Consider the following 16,887-nt stretch of genomic DNA (forward strand, 5'->3'; position numbering starts at 1 on the left):
CCGGGCCGGCGGTCATTGCGCGCCGCTGTCCGCCGCCATCCGGTCTCCCCTGCGCCGCTGCATCCGATAGCGCGCAGGCGGAACATCGAACTCGCGCTTGAACGCACGGTTGAAGGCGGCCTCGGACTCGTAGCCCGCGTTCAGCGCGACTTCGAGCACCGTGTCATCGGTGCTCTCGAGCAGGCGGGCGCCGAGCTGCATGCGGCAGCGCGCGACATAGCCCAGCGGCGCCTCGCCCAGCAGGCGGGTGAACCGTTCCGCAAACACGGTGCGCGACATCCCGGCCTGTTCGGCCAGCGACGCGACCGTCCACGGGTGCGCGGGCTCGCGATGGATCGCGCCCAGGGCCCGGCCCACCGCCGAATCGCGTGCGGCCGCGAGCCATCCGGTCCGCTGCCGCGGCAGCTCGGACATGTAGCGGCGCAGCGTCTCGATGAAGAGCGCCTCGGCCAGCTTGGCGAGCAGCGCGTTGCGCCCGGCGCCGGCCGGCTCGCGATCGGAGGCGAGATGGCGGAGCGTGCTTTCGAGCCACGCGCCCGTCGACCCGCGGCGGATGTTCACCTTGAACAGCGGCGGCAAGCCCGCCAGGAAGAAGCGCCTGGCCTGGCGATCGCAGCCGATGTAGCCGCAGATGAACTTGGTGACGGGCCCGCCGCCGCCGCCGCGCTCCGAGACCACCGTTCCCTCCAGGATCTTCGGCAGCAGCGCGGACGAGTCGGTGAGCTCGGCCCCGCGCCCGTTCCAGAGCTCATGCGCGTCTCCCAGCGGGAGGATGGCAACGTCGCCCGCCTCGAGCGCCAACCGGGGCTGCCCCGGAAGCCGCACGGAGGCCCTGCCTTCGACAAGCAGGTGAAACAGCACCATGTGTTCCGCCGAAGGCGCGATGAGGTGCGCGCCCGCACTGGCCGGCGGCGACGCAAAGCCCCAGGGCGCGCTCAGCTCGGCGTCAAGAAAGATCGCGCCGCTCAGGCGCACGTTGCCCAACGCTTCGGAAAGAGGATCGGTCTGGTTCATGCGCTGCAAAGTAAGCCGGACGCTCGATCAGGTCATGCGGCCACAGGCGGCCCATCCTTGGGGCTCGACAACCATGGACACACCATCATGACCGACGCAAGCAGTTTCATATTTTCCGATTCCGCATCGGCCGGGGAGACGGCCGATGCCGTGCGGCGCTTCATGGCCGCATTCCGGCACAAGGACGCCGCCGCCATACGGGAGCTCGTCGCTCCGGATTGCATCATGGAAGCGATGCAGCCGGCGCCCGACGGGCTGCGGGTCGAGGGCCAGGAGCCCAATGTCGCCTTCTGGCAGGCCATGATCGCGGATCCGAACGGCGCCTTCGAGACCGAGGAAGTGGTCATCTGCGGCGACCGGGCGATCAACCGCTGGCGCTACCGCTTCGGCGAGGGCCCGGAGAACTCGGTCCGGGGCGTCACGCTGATCAAGGTGCGCCATGGCCGGATCGCGGAGGCCCTGGGCTACGCCAAGACACCGGCGGTGTCGAACCTCGGCCAGGCCGGGCAGCAGAGCACCTCCGAGGTCATCCGGCGGTTCAACGAGGTCTTCCAGCGGCATGATCCGGCGGCCCTCCCCGAGCTGATCGCCGCGGACTGCGTCATCGAGAACACCACGCCGGCGCCGAATGGCTCGCGCCATGTCGGCCACGACGCCTGCCTGGCGTTGTGGCGGGGAATCGCGACCCGTCCGGATACCTGGTTCGACATCGAGGACGTGACGGTCGCCGGAGAGCGGGCGACGATCCGCTGGCGGCTGCACTGGGGCGAGGACGAGAGCCAGTCGGTGCGCGGCGTGAACCTGATGCTGGTGCGCGGCGGCCAGATCGTGGAAGCGCGCGGCTACGTCAAGGGCGAATGAACGCGCGAGGAGTTCTGCCAGCCCGAAAAGGACCTGAGCAGGCCGCGCCGTGCGGCAATGTTCGCCGTAATCTCAATTTACGTATCTCATTCTGGACATATTCTCAAGTTTTGTCTAGTATGAGATACATATATGCCCTCTGCAGCGCCACCCCTTGCCCCGGCGGCCGATCGCCGCCTCGCAGCGTTCGGCCGGCGCATCCACGCTCGCCGCAAGGCCCTGAAGGTCAGCGCCACCACAGCGGCAGAGGCGGCGGGCGTGTCCCGCATGACGCTGCACCGTATCGAACGCGGCGAGCCGTCGGTCACGATGGGGGCCTACATGAATGCCCTCGCGGCGCTGGGCCTCGATGTCGACGTGGTCCCATCAACGCAATCCGCGCCCCCCGCGCCGATTGCGGGCGGCATCCGAATCGCCGACTACCCCCAACTGCGCCGGCTCGCCTGGCAATTGGCGCCGGATACCGAACTCACCCCCACAGAGGCGTGGGCCACCTACGAACGCAACTGGCGCCATGTCGACGCATCGGCGCTCGACGCGCGGGAGCGGCAACTGCTCGACGAACTGGCACGCGCATTGGGCAGGAAGCCGCTGCATGTTTGAACGCCCGCACCACCGGCGGGTCGCCGAGGCACTTGCAATGCTCGATGCCGAAGTGCTCGCCGAGAACCACTGCCTGTTCGGCGGCGGCACGGCCATCGCGCTTCGCTATGGCGAGTACCGCGAGTCGGTGGACATCGACTTCCTCGTTTCCGATATCGATGGCTACCGGCAGCTGCGCCAGCTGCTGACCGGTGAGCAGGGGCTGAGCGCGCTGGCCCGCAAGGGCGCGAAGATCCAGCAGACCGGCGAACTTCGCGCCGATCAATATGGCATCCGATCGATGGTGCGTGTGGGTGACGTCGATATCAAGTTCGAGATCGTGCTCGAAGCACGCATCGAACTTGATGCGCCGGGCGAGCAAGACCGCATCGGCGACATTGCGACGCTCACCGTGCTGGACATGGCCGCAAGCAAGCTGCTTGCAAATTCGGATCGCTGGGCCGACGACAGCGTCTTCAGCCGCGACATCATCGACCTGGCCATGATGCACCCTGGTTCTGCACTGCTGCGCCGCGCGGCGACCAAGGCCAGACAAGCCTACGGCAGCAGCATCGACAGCGATCTGGCAAAGGCCGTGAATGCGCTGCTGACACGCCACGGACGAATGGACCGCTGCATGGCGGTGCTGCAAATGACGCCTGCTGTGACACCCGCGCTGCTTCGCCAGCGCATCAAGGCCTTGCTGCCCCGAACTCCGAGCGCCAGGGGCAAAGCTGCCAACTACTGATAGCAGGTCCCCCGCCCCTTCAAAGAAACCCAATGGACAGCCAAGGAATCGCCGCCACCGCAATCGTCCCCACCAGCAGCGCCACCATGTAGCCTGCAATCGGCCGGATGCCCGCGTCAGGATGCACGCGGCCGATCGCGCAGGCCGCGTAGTAGCCCACGCCCAGCGGCGGCGCGAACAGGCCGAGGCCCATCGACAGCACCACCACCATCGCGTAGTGCACCTCGTGGATGCCCAACTGGCGCGCTATCGGAAACAAGAGCGGCCCGAACAGCACGATGGCCGGAATGCCCTCGAGCACGCTGCCCAGCACCACGAAGATCACCAGCGACACCGCCAGGAACATCGGCGCGCCGCCGGGCAGGCCGGTCATCGCTTCGGCCAGCAGGCGCGAGAAGCCCGACTGCGTGAGGCCCCAGGCCATGGCCGTCGCGGTGCCGATGATCAGCAGGATGGCGCCCGACAGCGACGCCGTCGCAACGAGCATCGGCCCCAGCCGCTTCCAGTCGAACTGCCGGTACACGACCAGCCCCGCGACCACGGCGTACATGATGCCGATGGTCGACACCTCGGTGGCGGTGGCCACGCCTTCGACCACCGCCGCGCGGATCACGAACGGCAGCGCCAGCGCCGGCAGCGCCACGACGGCCAGCCGGCCGACCTCGCGCCACGGCGTGCGCACGACCTCGCGCAGGTCCTCGCCGCGGCAGCGGAAGTACACGACCACGCACAGCATCAGGCCCAGCACCACAGCCGGCAGCAGGCCGCCCGTGAACAGCGCGGCAATCGACACGCCCGTGACCGAGCCGATGGTGATCAGCACCAGGCTGGGCGGCACCGTCTCGGTCTGCGCGCCGGTCGCGGCCAGCAGCGCGACGAGTTCGCCCTCGCTCGCGCCGCGCTGCTTCATCTCGGGGAAAAGCGCCGGCGCCACCGCCGCCATGTCGGCCGCCTTGGAGCCCGAGATGCCCGACACGAGGTACATCGCACCCACCAGCACGTACGACAGCCCGCCCTTCACATGCCCCAGCAGGCCCGCGAGGAACGCGACCATCGCCTTGGCCATGCCGGTCATCTCGATCAGCAGGCCAAGGAACACGAAGAGCGGCACCGCGAGCAGGATCAGGTGCGACATGCCCTCGTCCATGCGCCCCACGATCACCGGCAGCGCCGTGTCGGTGGCCAGCGCCAGGTAGCCGAAGGTGCCAAGGCCGAAGGAGAAGGCGATGGGAATGCCCGCGAGCACGCCCGCCAGCACCACGCCGACGAAGAACACCAGCAGGTTCAGCCGACCGAGCTCCTGGAACACCGAGCGGCCGAGCGTGAACGCCACCACCAGCGTGGCCACGATCGCCACCGCCTTGGCCGTGATGCGCCACTCCACATCGCGCAGCAGCCTGAGCACCGCGAACAGGCCCATCAGGCCCACACCCACCGGCAGCGCCGCGGCCCGCCACGCATTCGAGATGTTCAGCGCGGGCGTGGTGATGAAGCGCTCCTCCGACGCGTACTCCCAGGCCGGCCACGCCACCATCGCCAGGAAGGCGAGCGAGGCGCACAGCGCCAAGGCCTCGAACAACGGACGCCGCGATGGCGGCTGCATCGAGACCAGCGCCGTCATGCGCATGTGCTCGCCGCGCCGCAGCGCGACCACCGCGCCCAGCATCGCGAGCCAGATGAACAAGATCGACGCGAGCTCGTCGGACCAGACCAGCGGGCTGTGGAACACGAAGCGCGCCAGCACGCCCGCGAGCAGCACCGCCACGTCGGCCAGCACCAGGCCGCCGGCCGCCATGTCGACCAGCATGCCGAGCCGGCGCTCGATGGCCGAGAGCCGGGGCGCATCGACCCGCGCACCGGCCGCCAGGCCGAGGGCCGGCCCGCTCATGCAAGCTTGCCCGCGCTGCGCTCGAGCAGCGCCCAGGCCTCGTCGCCGTACTTGGCCTTCCACTCGCTGTAGAAGCCGGCCTTGCGCAGCTGGTCGCGGAAGGCGGCTGCGTCCGGCTGGTTGAAGGCCATGCCCTTGGCGGCCAGCTCCTTCTGCAGCCCGGCGTTGAGCTCGGCCACGTCGGCGCGCTCCTTCATGCCGGCTGCGTTGATGTGGCGGGCCACCACGGTGCGCAGGTCGGCGGGCAGCTTGTCCCAGGCACGCCGGTTGGCCAGGAACCAGAAGCCGTCCCACATGTGGTTGCTCAGCGAGCAGAATTTCTGCACCTCGTAGAGCTTGGCCGTCGCGATGATGGCGAGCGGATTCTCCTGCCCGTCGACGATCTTGGTCTGCAGCGCCGAATAGACCTCGGCAAAGTTGATGGACGTGGGCGCGGCGTCGAGTGCCTTGAACATCGAGGTCCACAGCGGCGACACCGGCACGCGGATCTTGAAGCCTTTCATGTCCTGCGGCGCGGCAATGGCCCGGCTCGACGAGGTGATCTGCCTGAAGCCGTTGTCCCAGATCTTCTCCATCGGCACGATGTTGGCCTTGGCGATCTGCTGGCGGATGTGCGCGCCCAGCTCGCCGTCCATCGCCTTCCACACGCTCGCGTAGTCGTTGAACGCAAAGCCCACGCCGCTGATCGATGCAGACGGCACGAGCGTGGAAAGGATCAACCCCGACAGCGTGAAGAACTCCACGCCGCCCGAGCGCAGCTGGCTCAGCACGTCGGTGTCGGAGCCCAGCTGGTTGCTCGGGAAGATCTGGATGTCGACGCGGCCGCCGGTCTCGGCGCGGATGGCGTCGGCCATCTCCTTGGCGCGGATGTTGAGCGGATGCGTGACCGGCAGGTTGTTTGCGTACTTGTAGTTGAACTCGGCCTTCTGCGCGAAGGCGCGGTGCATGGGAACGGCGAGGCTGGCGGCCAGTGCCGTCGAGCGCAGCACGGTGCGGCGGGTGATGCTCATTTTTTGTCTCCTGGTCCTTTTGTGAATGGATCTGCTCGTGCGGGGCGGCGTCGATGGGTGCGCTCAGGTGGTGGCGGCCTCCTTCATGTCGCCGCGTTCGAGCAACTGCTTGCGGATGTCGGCCTTGGCGACCTTTCCGTAGCCCGACTTCGGCAGCGCATCCCAGAAGAAGATGTGCCGCGGCCAGCGGTACTTCGCGCAGCGGCCGTCCAGGTGCTGCAGCAGCTGCTCGGCCGTGAGGCCGGGTTGCGAAGCGACGATCACCGCCACGCCCACCTCGCCCCATTTCTCGTCCGCGATGCCGAGCACCGCCGCCTCGCGCACGGCGGGATGCATCAGCAAGATTTCTTCGACCTCGCGCGGGTACACGTTGGAGCCGCCCGAGATGTACATGTCCGATTCGCGGCCCGTGATGTAGAGCAGCCCGCGCGCATCCATGCGGCCGAGATCGCCGGTGTGGAACCAGCCGCCGCGCAGCGCTTTCTCGGTGGCTTCGGGGTTGTTGAAGTAGCCCGCGAACACGGCCGGCCCGCGGCAGCAGATCTCGCCCACGGTGCCGGCCGGCACCGGCTGCATCCGCTCGTCGAGGATGGCCACGTCCATGCCGGTGCGGGCCCGGCCGCAGCAGCCGATGTTCGCGTTCGGATCGTCGTCGTCGGCGGCATGCATGGCCGGCGGCAGCACCGTGATGCAGCCCGTGACTTCGCCCAGGCCGAAGTACTGCACCAGCACCTTGCCGAGTTTTTGCAGCGCGCGCTTCTGGTCCGCGCGGTACATCGGCGCGCCCGCATAGACCACGTAGCGCAGCGAGCCGTGGTCGAAGCGGTCGACGGCCGGGTCTTCCACCAGCATCTTGACGATGGTCGGCACCGTGAAGACGTTGGTCACGCGATGCCGCTCCACCAGCGCCCAGAAGGTGGCCGGCTCCAGCCTGTCGGACGCGAGCAGCACGGTGGCCGCGCCGCGGGCCACGTTGAGCAGCGCGTGGATGCCCGCGCCATGCGACAGCGGCGCGACGGCGATCGAGCAGTCGTGCTCGGTGGTGCCCGGAATGAGATCGGCCAGGTGGTTGGCCACGACGAAGGCCATCTGCCCGTGCGTGAGCACGGCGGCCTTCGGGCGGCCGGTGGTGCCCGAGGTGTAGAAGTACCACAGCGGATGATCGGCATCGACCTGCACCATCGCCGCGGGCGCACCGGCATTGGCCGCGAGCAGCGCCTCGTAGCCGAGTTCATCCGCGCGCGGAAGACCGATGGTGACGACCGAGCGCAGATGCGAAGACGCGGCCTTCACGGCCTCCACATGCTCGGCGAAGCAGTCTTCGGCCAGCATCACGCTGGCCTCGCTGGCGCTGCCCAGGTAGGCGACCTCCGGCGGCGTGAGCCGGAAGTTGACGGGCACCCATACCGCGCCCAGGCGGAAGGCGGCCCAGCAGCTCTCGAACAGCGCCGGGTTGTTGCGCGACATCACGAGCAGCTTGTCGCCCGGCCGCAGGCCGAGCGCGCGCAGCGCCTGCACCAGCGCATCGACGCGCGCATCGATCTCGCGCCAAGTCCACTGCCGCTCGCCCTGGATCAGGCCCGGCCGATCGGGAAAGAGCGCGGCCGTCTGCGACAGCAGCGCGGACAGGTTCATCGCCCGCGCCTGGCTCATGCCGCCTCCAGCACGCTCAGGTAGTTGGCGACCGCGGCGCCGCCCATGTTGAAGACCGCGCCCGGCTTGCCGGAGCCCACCTGCATGTCGCCCGCGAGGCCCGCGAGCTGCATGGCCGCCATCACATGCTGCGACACGCCCGTGGCGCCGATCGGATGGCCGCGCGACTTCAGCCCGCCCGACGGGTTGACGGGCAGCCGGCCGTCCTTGCGGCTCACGCCGTCGAGGATCACGCGCGCGCCCTGCCCGTGCGGCGCCAGGCCCATGGCTTCGTACTCGAGCAGCTCCGCAATGGTGAAGCAGTCGTGCGTCTCGACGAAGCCCAGGTCATGCAGCGAGAGTCCCGCCGCGGCCAGCCCCCGCTGCCACGCGAGCGCCGCGCCCTCGAAGCGCGTCGGGTCGCGGCGCGACAGCGGCAGGTAGTCGTTGACCTGCGTGCGCGCGCGCCAGCGCACCGCCGGGACCGTCGCCGACGCAACCGGCTCGGCCGAGATGACCAGCGCCGCCGCGCCGTCGGAAACCAGCGAGCAGTCGGAGCGCTTGAGCGGGCCCGCGACGAAGGGGTTCTTCTCCGACGGCTGGCGGCAGAAGTCGAAACCCAGGTCGCGCCGCATGTGCGCATAAGGGTTGTGCACGCCGTTGGCGTGGTTCTTGGCCGAGATGGCCGCGAGCGCATCGCTCTGGTCGCCGAAGCGCTCGAAGTAGCCGCCCGCGATGTTGCCGAAGACGCCGGCAAAGCCCGCCGGCGTTTCGCCCTCTTCCTTCACGTAGGAGCAGCGCAGCAGCGTCTCGGCAATGCGCGGGCCGGGCACGGCGTTCATGATCTCGAAGCCGACCACCAGCGCATGCCGCACGCGCCCGCACTGCACCGCATCGAGCGCGGCCCAGATTGCGGCCGAACCGGTGGCGCATGCGTTTTCCATGCGCACCGCAGGAACGTGGCGCAGCTCGGGAAGCGCCAGGCCCACCAGCGACGCGCTGAAGTCCTGCGGCAGGAAGCCGCTGTTGAAATGGCCGACGAAAATGCCGTCGATGTCGACCGCGGCGAGCCCTGCGGTCTGCAGCGCGGGCTCGACGGCCGAGCGGATGAGCGCTTCGCTCTCCACGGCATCGAGCTTGCCGAAAGGCGTGTGTCCCCAGCCGATGATGCAGGCGTTGGTGGTCATTGGGCGGTTCTCCTTGTCAGGCGTGGTCGGCGGCGGGTGCGGGCATGCCCCGGCGCAGGGTCGGCAGGCCGACGCCGGCGGCATCGAAGCCGCCATCGACGGCCAGCACCTGGCCGTTGATGAAGCTCGCCTCGTCGCTGCACAGGAAGCCCACGGCGTTGGCCATTTCCTCCGGCGTGCCGTAGCGGCCGAGCGGAATGGTGTCGTAGTAGTCGGAGCGGATCGCCACGCTGTGCACGAGCTTGGCCATCTCGGTTTCCACCGGCCCCGGCGCGATCACGTTCACGCGCACGCCAGCGTTGCCCAGCTCCACCGCGTGCTGCTTGGTCAGGTGGATGAGCGCGGCCTTGCTGGTGCCGTAGGCCACCCGCAGCGTGCTGGCGCGCAGGCCCGAGATGGAGGCGATGTTCACCACCGCGCCGCTCCCGCGTTCGACCATCAGCGCGCCGAAGGCCTGCGTGCAGAGGAAGGCACCATCCAGGTTGGTGCCGAGCACGGTGCGCCATTCCTCGAAGGAAGTCTGGAGCACCGGCTTGAACACCGCCACGCCGGCGTTGTTGACCAGCGCATCGACGCGGCCGAAGCGCTCGACCACGGCCTTTGCCGCGCTCTCGACCTGCGCCGGCTTCGACACGTCGCAGTGCAGGCCGAGCAGCTTCGCGGGCTGCGCGAGTTCGGCCACCGCCTGGTCGAGCGTGGCGCCGTCGATGTCGAGCAGCGCGACGCTGTAGCCGTGCGCGAGGAACCAGCGGCCGATGGCCAGGCCGATGCCGCGCGCGCCTCCGGTGACGACGGCGACGCGGGAAGAAGATGAAGCGGAGAGTTCGGTCATGGATGGGAGTTTCTGCAGTGAATGAGATCAGTTGTTGCCCGGCGATGGCAGCCACTCTTCGAGCGTGACTTCGAAGGTGACGCAGACGGCATTGGCGCCCGCCACGAACGGCCCGCCATACAAGTGGCCGTGCGTGTCCGCCACCACGCCGGTGAGCGCGGCGCGCAGCGATCCGTCGGGCTGCGAACGCACCTCGCCGGCCAGGCTCACGATCTCGGCGGCCGGACCGCGGATCACCTGGCAGGAACCGTCGGCGCGCTCGAGGCAGGCATCGACGAGGCTGCCCAGCGCGCCGCGCACGAACGCGTTGCCGAAACCTTCCGCGAGGCAGAGCTTCTCGACGCTCGAGACGAGGTCTTCGTTGGGCGCGATGCGCGCATAGGCCACGCGGCCCATGCGCCCGCTTTCGATCATGCGCATCTCAGCCATGGATGCGCCTGGCCTGGGGCCGCATCAGCGGCATGCGGGTTTCGTCGTCGTAGACCACGCGCAGCTCGAAGCTGTCGAGTGCGGTGACCACCGCGGTGACGCTGCGGCGTCCGACCACCGTGCAGTCGGTCAGGATGTGGCCGCCGCGCACCGCGCCGTCGGCGGTGCGGAAGGCGCCGTGGCAATGGACCACCGGCGTGCCGCTGGCGGAGCTGCCCAGCGTCGCGTTGCCGAAGATGAAGCAGGCGCCCTGCACCGTGTGCGGCGCGCCGTAGGTGGCGAGCACGCGGCCCGTGGGATCGGGCAACGCAAGGCAGAAGCCGAGCTCGGCCAGCTCGCCGCCGATCAGCGTCATCGATGCGCTGGCCACGCCTTCGTCCGCCAGCGCCTGCACGAGGCTCTCGTGCAGCGTGCGGCCGCCGGGCAGCGAAAGCCGGAAGTGCCGGCCCTTCTGGTCGCGCATGCGATCGATGCGCACGGGCCGGAAAGGCCCCGGATGCACCACCGTGCGCGAGCGCGGCAGCCCCATCAGTTTCTCGACCATCGCGTTGTCTCCTTGCCGCGCCGTTCGGATCGACAGCGCTGGTGGAGGCAAAGTCTAGAAGTTGACATCAATAGCAACAAATTTAGAATTCGTATCGATCAATACAAAATTCAGATAGATGGAAATCCGCCACCTCCGCTGCCTTATCGCCGTGGCCGAAGAGCTGCACTTCGGGCGCGCGGCGCAGCGCCTGAACCTGTCGCAGCCGCCCGTGAGCCTCGCGATCAAGGAGATGGAGGAAGAACTGGGCGTCACGCTGTTCGAGCGCACCTCGCGCCGCATCGCGATCACGCGCGCGGGGGACGAAGCGCTCCGCGACGCACGCGCCGTGCTGCTCGGCATGGACACCTTGCGCCGGCGCGCGCAGGAGGCCGCGGCCGGGCTCATGGGATCGATCTCGATCGGCTTCATCAGCCTGCCGGCCTATTCGTTTTTGCCGCGGGTGCTGCGGCAGTTCTCGGACGAGAACGAGCGGGCCGAGATCGCGCTGTGGGAGGGCACGACCGACCAGATCATCGGCGACGTCGAATCGGGCCGGCTCGACGTGGGCCTGGTGCTGCAGCCGTCCAGCATGCCCGCCTCGCTGGGCTCGCGGCTGGTGCAGAAGGATGCGCTGATCCTCGCGATGCCCGAGGCGCATCCGCTGGTGCGGCCCGGCAGCATTGCGCTCGAGAAATTCTCGGGCGAGCGCTTCCTGGGCTTCGAGCGGCACTTCGGGCCGCAGGTGTTCGACGCGATCGTGGCCACCTGCATGCGGCGCGGCTTCAGCCCGCGCCTGTTTCCGGCGCGCCAGATGCACACCATCGTGAGCCTGGTCTCGGGCGGGCTGGGCGTGGCGCTGGTGCCGGCCTGCGTCAAGGCACTGCACCGCGAAGGCGTGGCGTACCGCTCGCTCAAGGGCGAGAAGACCTACATCGACACCCTGGCGGTCTGGCGCAAGGCGGACGATTCGCCGCTGGTGCGCGCGCTGCTGGCGCTGCTGCCGACGCTCAGCAGCGTCTGAGGGCGCTCAGGCGCCGGGCGCCGCGGCGCCGTCCTTCACCAGGTCCCACAGCGCCTCGGCCACGGGCGCCATGTGGGCCTGCTGCCGGTACAGCCGGATGTCCACCGGCACCCGCCAGCCGCCTGCACCGGCATCCACCAGCGTGCCGCCGCGCAGGTCGTCCGCCACCAGGCTCATCGGCAGCCATGCGAGGCCGCGTCCTTCGAGCGCCATGGTCCGCAGCAGCGCGGCATGGTGCGCCGTGAAGACCACCGACAGCGAGGGCGCGAAGTCCTTGCCGAACTCGATGTCCTGGATCGCCCGCATGATCCGCCCCAGCCCCGAGGCCTCGCTGTAGGCCAGCACCGACGGCGCCTGCTGCGTGCCCAGCGCATGCAGCGGCAGGCCGCGCGCATCCGGCGCCGCCACCGGCACGAGCACGTCGCCGCTCAGGCGCTGCATGGGGTACTGCGCTTCATCGAGCCGGCCGGGCGCACCCGCATGGCCATGGCACAGCACGAACTGCACGCGGCGCTGCAGCATCAGGTCTTCGCAGGCCTGCGAACTGTCGGAGATGGTCTGGATCGGCCCCAGGCTCAGCCGCGCCTCCACGCTGGCGAGCCAGCGCGGAAAGAAGGTCAGCGACAGCACGTGCGTGGCGGCAAAGCTCAGGCTCGCCGCGGCCATGTCGTGCGCCGCGCGCGTCTTGATGCGCGCGGCCTCCAGCGCGGCCAGCACCTCCTGCAGCAGCGGCTGGAAGCGCTTGCCCGCCGCCGTGAGCGCGGCCGGGTGCGCGCTGCGGTCGAACAGGTCGACCCCCACCCACTCCTCGAGCGCGCGGATATGGCGGCTGAAGGCCGGCTGGGCGATGGAGCGCGCCTGCGCCGCGCGCGAGAAATTGCCGCTCTCGGCCAGGGCCAGGAAGTCTTCCAGCCATTCGAGGTCGAGGGGTCGGTTGCCGGGGCCCATGCGCAGTGCGAGCGGTTGAATAGTTGTATGCGATTCGAGTATTGGACGGTGCATGCCCCGCCGGCCAAAGATGCGGGCATTCCTGCACCTTGAACCCCAACGGAGACACAGCATGCCTTCCATCGCGAATTATCGCGGGATCATTCCCGCCATTTCCTGCCCTTTCACCGCGGACCACCGCATCGATGAGCCGGCGCTGCGCAAGCTGGCCTCGTGGCTGGCGGGGCACGACGGCGTGGTGGCGGTCATGACCAACGGCCACACCGGCGAGGTGTTCTCGCTGACGCCGGCCGAACGCGCCGAGGTGACCCGCATCGTCGCCGACGAGCTGCGCGGCCGCATGCCGGTGATCTCGTCGATCGTGTGCGAAGGCCTGGCCGAAGCCGCCGAGCATGCGCGCGCCGCCCAGGCCGCCGGCGCGGCCGCGCTCGACGTGATGCCGCCGCACCACTGGCTGCGCTTCGGCTTCACGCCGGGCCATGCGCTGCAGTACTTCGAGGCCATCCACCGCGCCGCGCCGGAGCTCGACCTGGTCTGCCACGTGTACCCGGCCTGGACCCGCGCCTCCTACTCGTCGCAGCTGCTGGCCGAGCTGGCCCGCCTGCCCTACCTGCAGGCCTTCAAGGTCGGCCAGCGCGACATGAACAAGTACGCCCGCGACATCCAGGCCATCCGCGAGGCCGACGCCTCCAAGGCCATCCTCACCTGCCACGACGAGTACCTGCTGGCCTCGATGGTGCAAGGCGTGGACGGCGCGCTGGTCGGCTTTGCCACTTTCATTCCGCAACTGATCATCGACCTGTGGAACGCGGTCAAGGCCGGCGACCTGAAGAAGGCGATGGCGGTGCAGGCCCTGATCACGCCGCTGAAGGACGCGGTGTACGGCGGCGGCGAGCCGACCGGCGAGGCGCATGCGCGCATGAAAGGCGGCATGTACCTGGCCGGCGTGCTCGACAACGCCACGGTGCGCCCGCCGACCGAGGCGCCCAATGCGCGCGAGATGGACGCGCTACGCGCCGCCGTGGCGCAGGCCGGGCTGTCGAGGCGCTGAGCGAACACGCGGAAGGCACGCCGCCCTCCCCCCGAAAAACACAAGGAGACAAGAGACATGCAACGCACCCATTTCCTGCGCGCCGCGCTCGCGGCCCTCGCGCTCGCCGCGGCGTCGCCCGGCTTTGCGCAGACCCAGCCCTGGCCCGCCCGACCCGTGCGCATGGTGATCCCGTTCCCGCCCGGCGGCACGCTCGACACCGTCGGCCGCCTGCTCGCGCAGAAGCTCGGCGACCAGCTGGGCCAGCCCTTCATCGTGGAGAACCGGCCCGGCGGCAATGGCGTGATCGGCGCCGACGTGGTGTCGAAGGCGCCGGCCGACGGCTACACGCTGCTGTTCAACGCCTCGACCTTCACCACGGCGCCGATGACGATGAAGTCCGTGCCCTACGAGGTCGCGCGCGACTTCACGCCGGTGGCGCTGGTCGCCAAGGCGCCGCTGTCGGTGGCCATCAACAAGAACCTGCCGATCACCGACGTGAAATCGCTCATCGCCTACGCGAAGGCGCATCCGGGCAAGATGACCTTCGCGGTGGGCTCGATCGGCTCGGCCGGCCACCTGTCGACCGAGCTGCTCAAGCGCGCCGGCGGGCTCGACTACCTGATCGTGCCGTACAAGGGCACGGCGCCGGCCTTCCAGGACCTGATCGGCGGGCAGATCGACGGCTTCATCGACCCGATCCTTGGCTCGCTGCAGTACCACAAGAGCGGCATGCTGCGCGTGGTGGCCGTCACCTCGGCCCAGCGCGCCACCAGCCTGCCGAACGTGCCCACGGTGGGCGAGAGCATTCCGGGCTACGAGTTCTACAGCTGGTATGGCCTGTGGGGTCCGGCCAAGCTGCCGGCCGCGATCACGCAGCGGCTCAATGCCGAAGTGAACAAGGCGCTGGGCACCGACATGCGCGAGACGCTGAATGCGCAGGGCCTGCTGCTGACGCCGGGCAGCGTCGACGACTTCGCGAAGTTCCAGCAGGCCGACATGGAGCGCTCCAGGAAGATCATCGTGGAGGGCAACATCCGTGTCGAATGATGAAGCCGTCCCGCATGCCGTGGTGACGGGCAGCAGCAGCGGCATCGGCCGCGCCATCGCGCTGCACCTGCTCGATGAAGGCTGGCGCGTGAGCGGGCTCGACCTGGCAGCGCCCACGCTCTCGCATTCCGCTTTTGCGCATGTGGCGGTCGACCTGTCGGATGCCGAGGCCATCGCGCGCGCCGCGGCCGCTCTCCAGGATGCCGGCGCGCTCGTGCATGCGGCCGGCGTGCTGCGCGTGGGCCCGCTCGGGCAGCTCGACCATGCGGGCGGTGAATTGATGTGGCGCCTGCATGTCGATGCCGCCACGCGGCTGGCCGATGCGCTGGTGCCCGCGATGGCCGCGCGCGGACATGGCCGCGTGGTGTTCGTCGGCAGCCGCGTGGCGCACGGCATGCCGGGCCGCGGCCAGTACGCCGCCACCAAGGCGGCGCTGGTCGCGCTCGCGCGCAGCTGGGCGGCCGAGGTCGCGGAGCGCGGCGTCACCCTCAACGTGGTGTCGCCCGGCGCCACGCAGACCGCGATGCTGCAGGACCCGGCGCGCGCCGGCAGCGCGCCGCGCCTGCCGCCCATCGGCCGGCTGATCCAGCCCGCGGAAATCGCTGCGCTGGTGGCCTTTCTTCTTTCGGCGCCAGCCGCGGCCATCACCGGCCAGGACATCGCCATCTGCGGCGGTGCGTCGCTGCACCGCTGAGTTCTTTTTTTCCTCCAGCTACAAGCACCATGAAGATCGTCAACATCCTCGAGTCCACGCGTCCCATCAAGTCGGACATCCGCAACGCCTACATCGACTTCTCCAAGATGACCCTGAGCCTCGTGGCGGTGGTCACCGACGTGATCCGCGACGGCCGGCCGGTGGTGGGCTACGGCTTCAACTCCAACGGGCGCTACGGCCAGGGCGGGCTGATCCGCGAGCGCTTCCTGCCGCGCCTGCTCGAGGCCGAGCCCGCCTCGCTCCTCGACGAGACCGGCGACAACCTCGATCCGCACAGGATCTGGGCCCGCATGATGATCAACGAGAAGCCCGGCGGCCATGGCGAGCGCTCGGTGGCCGTGGGCACCATCGACATGGCCGTGTGGGACGCCGTCGCCAAGATCGCCGGCAAGCCGCTCTACCAGCTGCTGGCCGAACGCTACGGCAGCGGCACGCCCGATCCGCGCGTGTTCGTCTATGCCGCGGGCGGCTACTACTACCCCGGCAAGGGCGTGGAGGGCCTGCAGCGCGAGATGGCGAGCTACCTGGAGCGCGGCTACTCGGTGGTCAAGATGAAGATCGGCGGCGCCACGCTTGCGCAGGACTGCGAGCGCATCGAGTCGGTGCTCAAGATCCTCGGCCCCGGCCAGCAGCTGGCGGTGGACGCCAACGGCCGCTTCGACCTGGCCACCGCCATCGACTACGGCCGCGCGCTCTCGCAATACCCGCTCTTCTGGTACGAGGAAGCCGGCGACCCGCTCGACTACGAGCTACAGGCCAAGCTCGGCGAGGTCTACGCCGGCCCCATGGCCACGGGCGAGAACCTGTTCTCGATGCAGGACGCGCGCAACCTGATCCGCCACGGCGGCATGCGGCCCGACCGCGACTGGCTGCAGTTCGACTGCGCGCTGAGCTACGGCCTCGTCGAGTACCTGCGCACGCTCGACATGCTGAAGGAGCACGGCTGGTCGCCCTCGCGCTGCATTCCGCACGGCGGCCACCAGATGTCGCTGGCCATTGCGGCGGGCCTGGGCCTCGGCGGCAACGAGAGCTACCCCGACCTGTTCCAGCCCTATGGCGGCTTCCCCGACGGCGTGAAGGTGCAGGACGGCTACGTCACGCTGCCGCCGCTGCCCGGCATCGGTTTCGAGGGCAAGGCCGACCTGATTGCCGAGATGCGCGCGCTCGCGGGTTAACCCGAAGGGCTTCATCGGGCTTCGCAGAATGCGCGCGGTGTAGCCCGTATGGATTACATCTTTCGGCAACTGCGATCAAATAGCCCCGATCCGTGCCGAATTACCATGGAATGACCAAAGGTCTCTTGCATAATCCGACCGTCTGATGCGTCCTGTCACACACATTGCATCCAGACAGTTGATTGGCTAGTTTCTTCTCCAGAAGAAGAAAAAGATCAGGGAGGTCACATGGACACCAC

General features: G+C 69.1%; 17 protein-coding genes. 8 read left to right on the forward strand and 9 right to left on the reverse strand.

Annotated features, from left to right (window positions below; all coding sequences use genetic code 11):
- Positions 1 to 12: 12 nt before the first annotated feature.
- A complete protein-coding gene (locus VPA02S_RS17610; RefSeq protein WP_062364974.1) occupies positions 13 to 1,014 on the reverse strand; it encodes an AraC family transcriptional regulator in 1,002 nt (333 codons plus the stop codon).
- A gap of 87 nt (positions 1,015 to 1,101) precedes the next feature.
- Here VPA02S_RS17610 and VPA02S_RS17615 point away from each other — a divergent pair, with 87 nt between their 5' ends.
- The 3 genes from VPA02S_RS17615 (at position 1,102) to VPA02S_RS17625 (ending at position 3,205) form a co-directional block, all read left to right on the forward strand.
- Complete coding sequence (locus tag VPA02S_RS17615) at positions 1,102 to 1,875, forward strand: nuclear transport factor 2 family protein (protein WP_062365394.1); 774 nt, start codon at positions 1,102 to 1,104, stop codon at positions 1,873 to 1,875.
- A 132-nt stretch (positions 1,876 to 2,007) separates the two neighbouring features.
- Positions 2,008 to 2,478: a helix-turn-helix domain-containing protein gene (locus VPA02S_RS17620; RefSeq protein WP_015865717.1), complete on the forward strand. Its 471-nt coding sequence runs from the start codon at positions 2,008 to 2,010 to the stop codon at positions 2,476 to 2,478.
- Entirely contained in the window at positions 2,471 to 3,205 is a 735-nt protein-coding gene (locus VPA02S_RS17625) for a nucleotidyl transferase AbiEii/AbiGii toxin family protein (RefSeq protein WP_018904739.1), read from the forward strand. The genes VPA02S_RS17620 and VPA02S_RS17625 overlap by 8 nt, the downstream gene beginning before the upstream one ends.
- A gap of 19 nt (positions 3,206 to 3,224) precedes the next feature.
- On the opposite strand, the gene VPA02S_RS17630 is transcribed toward VPA02S_RS17625, so the two are convergent.
- From VPA02S_RS17630 to VPA02S_RS17660, 7 genes are all read right to left on the reverse strand, one after another.
- Positions 3,225 to 5,093 (reverse strand): TRAP transporter large permease, encoded by a 1,869-nt coding sequence (locus VPA02S_RS17630; protein ID WP_081247572.1) that lies wholly within the window; start codon positions 5,091 to 5,093, stop codon positions 3,225 to 3,227.
- Entirely contained in the window at positions 5,090 to 6,103 is a 1,014-nt protein-coding gene (locus VPA02S_RS17635) for a TRAP transporter substrate-binding protein (RefSeq protein WP_062364975.1), read from the reverse strand. The genes VPA02S_RS17630 and VPA02S_RS17635 overlap by 4 nt, the downstream gene beginning before the upstream one ends.
- A 63-nt stretch (positions 6,104 to 6,166) precedes the next feature.
- Complete coding sequence (locus VPA02S_RS17640; RefSeq protein WP_062364976.1) at positions 6,167 to 7,756, reverse strand: acyl-CoA synthetase; 1,590 nt, start codon at positions 7,754 to 7,756, stop codon at positions 6,167 to 6,169.
- Positions 7,753 to 8,922, reverse strand: coding sequence for an acetyl-CoA acetyltransferase (locus VPA02S_RS17645; protein ID WP_062364977.1), 1,170 nt, complete (start codon positions 8,920 to 8,922; stop codon positions 7,753 to 7,755). Before VPA02S_RS17645 ends, VPA02S_RS17640 begins: the two co-directional genes overlap by 4 nt.
- Before the next feature lie 16 nt (positions 8,923 to 8,938).
- Positions 8,939 to 9,754 carry an SDR family NAD(P)-dependent oxidoreductase gene (locus tag VPA02S_RS17650; protein ID WP_062364978.1) on the reverse strand — a complete coding sequence of 272 codons (816 nt, stop codon included), beginning with the start codon at positions 9,752 to 9,754 and terminating at the stop codon, positions 8,939 to 8,941.
- A gap of 27 nt (positions 9,755 to 9,781) precedes the next feature.
- Positions 9,782 to 10,183 (reverse strand): PPC domain-containing DNA-binding protein, encoded by a 402-nt coding sequence (locus VPA02S_RS17655; RefSeq protein WP_062364979.1) that lies wholly within the window; start codon positions 10,181 to 10,183, stop codon positions 9,782 to 9,784.
- On the reverse strand, positions 10,176 to 10,727 hold the full coding sequence (locus VPA02S_RS17660; protein WP_062364980.1) for a PPC domain-containing DNA-binding protein: 552 nt from the start codon (positions 10,725 to 10,727) through the stop codon (positions 10,176 to 10,178). The genes VPA02S_RS17655 and VPA02S_RS17660 overlap by 8 nt, the downstream gene beginning before the upstream one ends.
- 118 nt (positions 10,728 to 10,845) lie before the next feature.
- Here VPA02S_RS17660 and VPA02S_RS17665 point away from each other — a divergent pair, with 118 nt between their 5' ends.
- Complete coding sequence (locus VPA02S_RS17665; protein WP_015865726.1) at positions 10,846 to 11,730, forward strand: LysR family transcriptional regulator; 885 nt, start codon at positions 10,846 to 10,848, stop codon at positions 11,728 to 11,730.
- A 6-nt stretch (positions 11,731 to 11,736) separates the two neighbouring features.
- Here VPA02S_RS17665 and VPA02S_RS17670 read toward each other — a convergent pair whose 3' ends face one another.
- The gene (locus VPA02S_RS17670) at positions 11,737 to 12,678 is read right to left on the reverse strand and encodes a LysR family transcriptional regulator (protein WP_062364981.1); all 942 of its coding nucleotides are present in this window, start codon (positions 12,676 to 12,678) and stop codon (positions 11,737 to 11,739) included.
- Positions 12,679 to 12,790: 112 nt separating this feature from the next.
- Between VPA02S_RS17670 and VPA02S_RS17675 the strand changes: the two genes are divergently transcribed.
- Genes VPA02S_RS17675 through VPA02S_RS17690 form a run of 4 tightly spaced genes read left to right on the forward strand, consistent with a single transcriptional unit; the run spans position 12,791 to position 16,648 of the window.
- Positions 12,791 to 13,729 (forward strand): dihydrodipicolinate synthase family protein, encoded by a 939-nt coding sequence (locus tag VPA02S_RS17675; RefSeq protein WP_015865728.1) that lies wholly within the window; start codon positions 12,791 to 12,793, stop codon positions 13,727 to 13,729.
- A gap of 57 nt (positions 13,730 to 13,786) precedes the next feature.
- Entirely contained in the window at positions 13,787 to 14,758 is a 972-nt protein-coding gene (locus tag VPA02S_RS17680; RefSeq protein WP_062364982.1) for a Bug family tripartite tricarboxylate transporter substrate binding protein, read from the forward strand.
- Complete coding sequence (locus tag VPA02S_RS17685; RefSeq protein ID WP_062364983.1) at positions 14,748 to 15,452, forward strand: SDR family NAD(P)-dependent oxidoreductase; 705 nt, start codon at positions 14,748 to 14,750, stop codon at positions 15,450 to 15,452. The genes VPA02S_RS17680 and VPA02S_RS17685 overlap by 11 nt, the downstream gene beginning before the upstream one ends.
- A 29-nt stretch (positions 15,453 to 15,481) precedes the next feature.
- A complete protein-coding gene (locus VPA02S_RS17690; protein ID WP_062364984.1) occupies positions 15,482 to 16,648 on the forward strand; it encodes a mandelate racemase/muconate lactonizing enzyme family protein in 1,167 nt (388 codons plus the stop codon).
- Positions 16,649 to 16,887: the final 239 nt, after the last annotated feature.

This window comes from Variovorax paradoxus NBRC 15149 (assembly GCF_001591365.1).
Taxonomy (GTDB): Bacteria; Pseudomonadota; Gammaproteobacteria; order Burkholderiales; family Burkholderiaceae_C; genus Variovorax; species Variovorax paradoxus.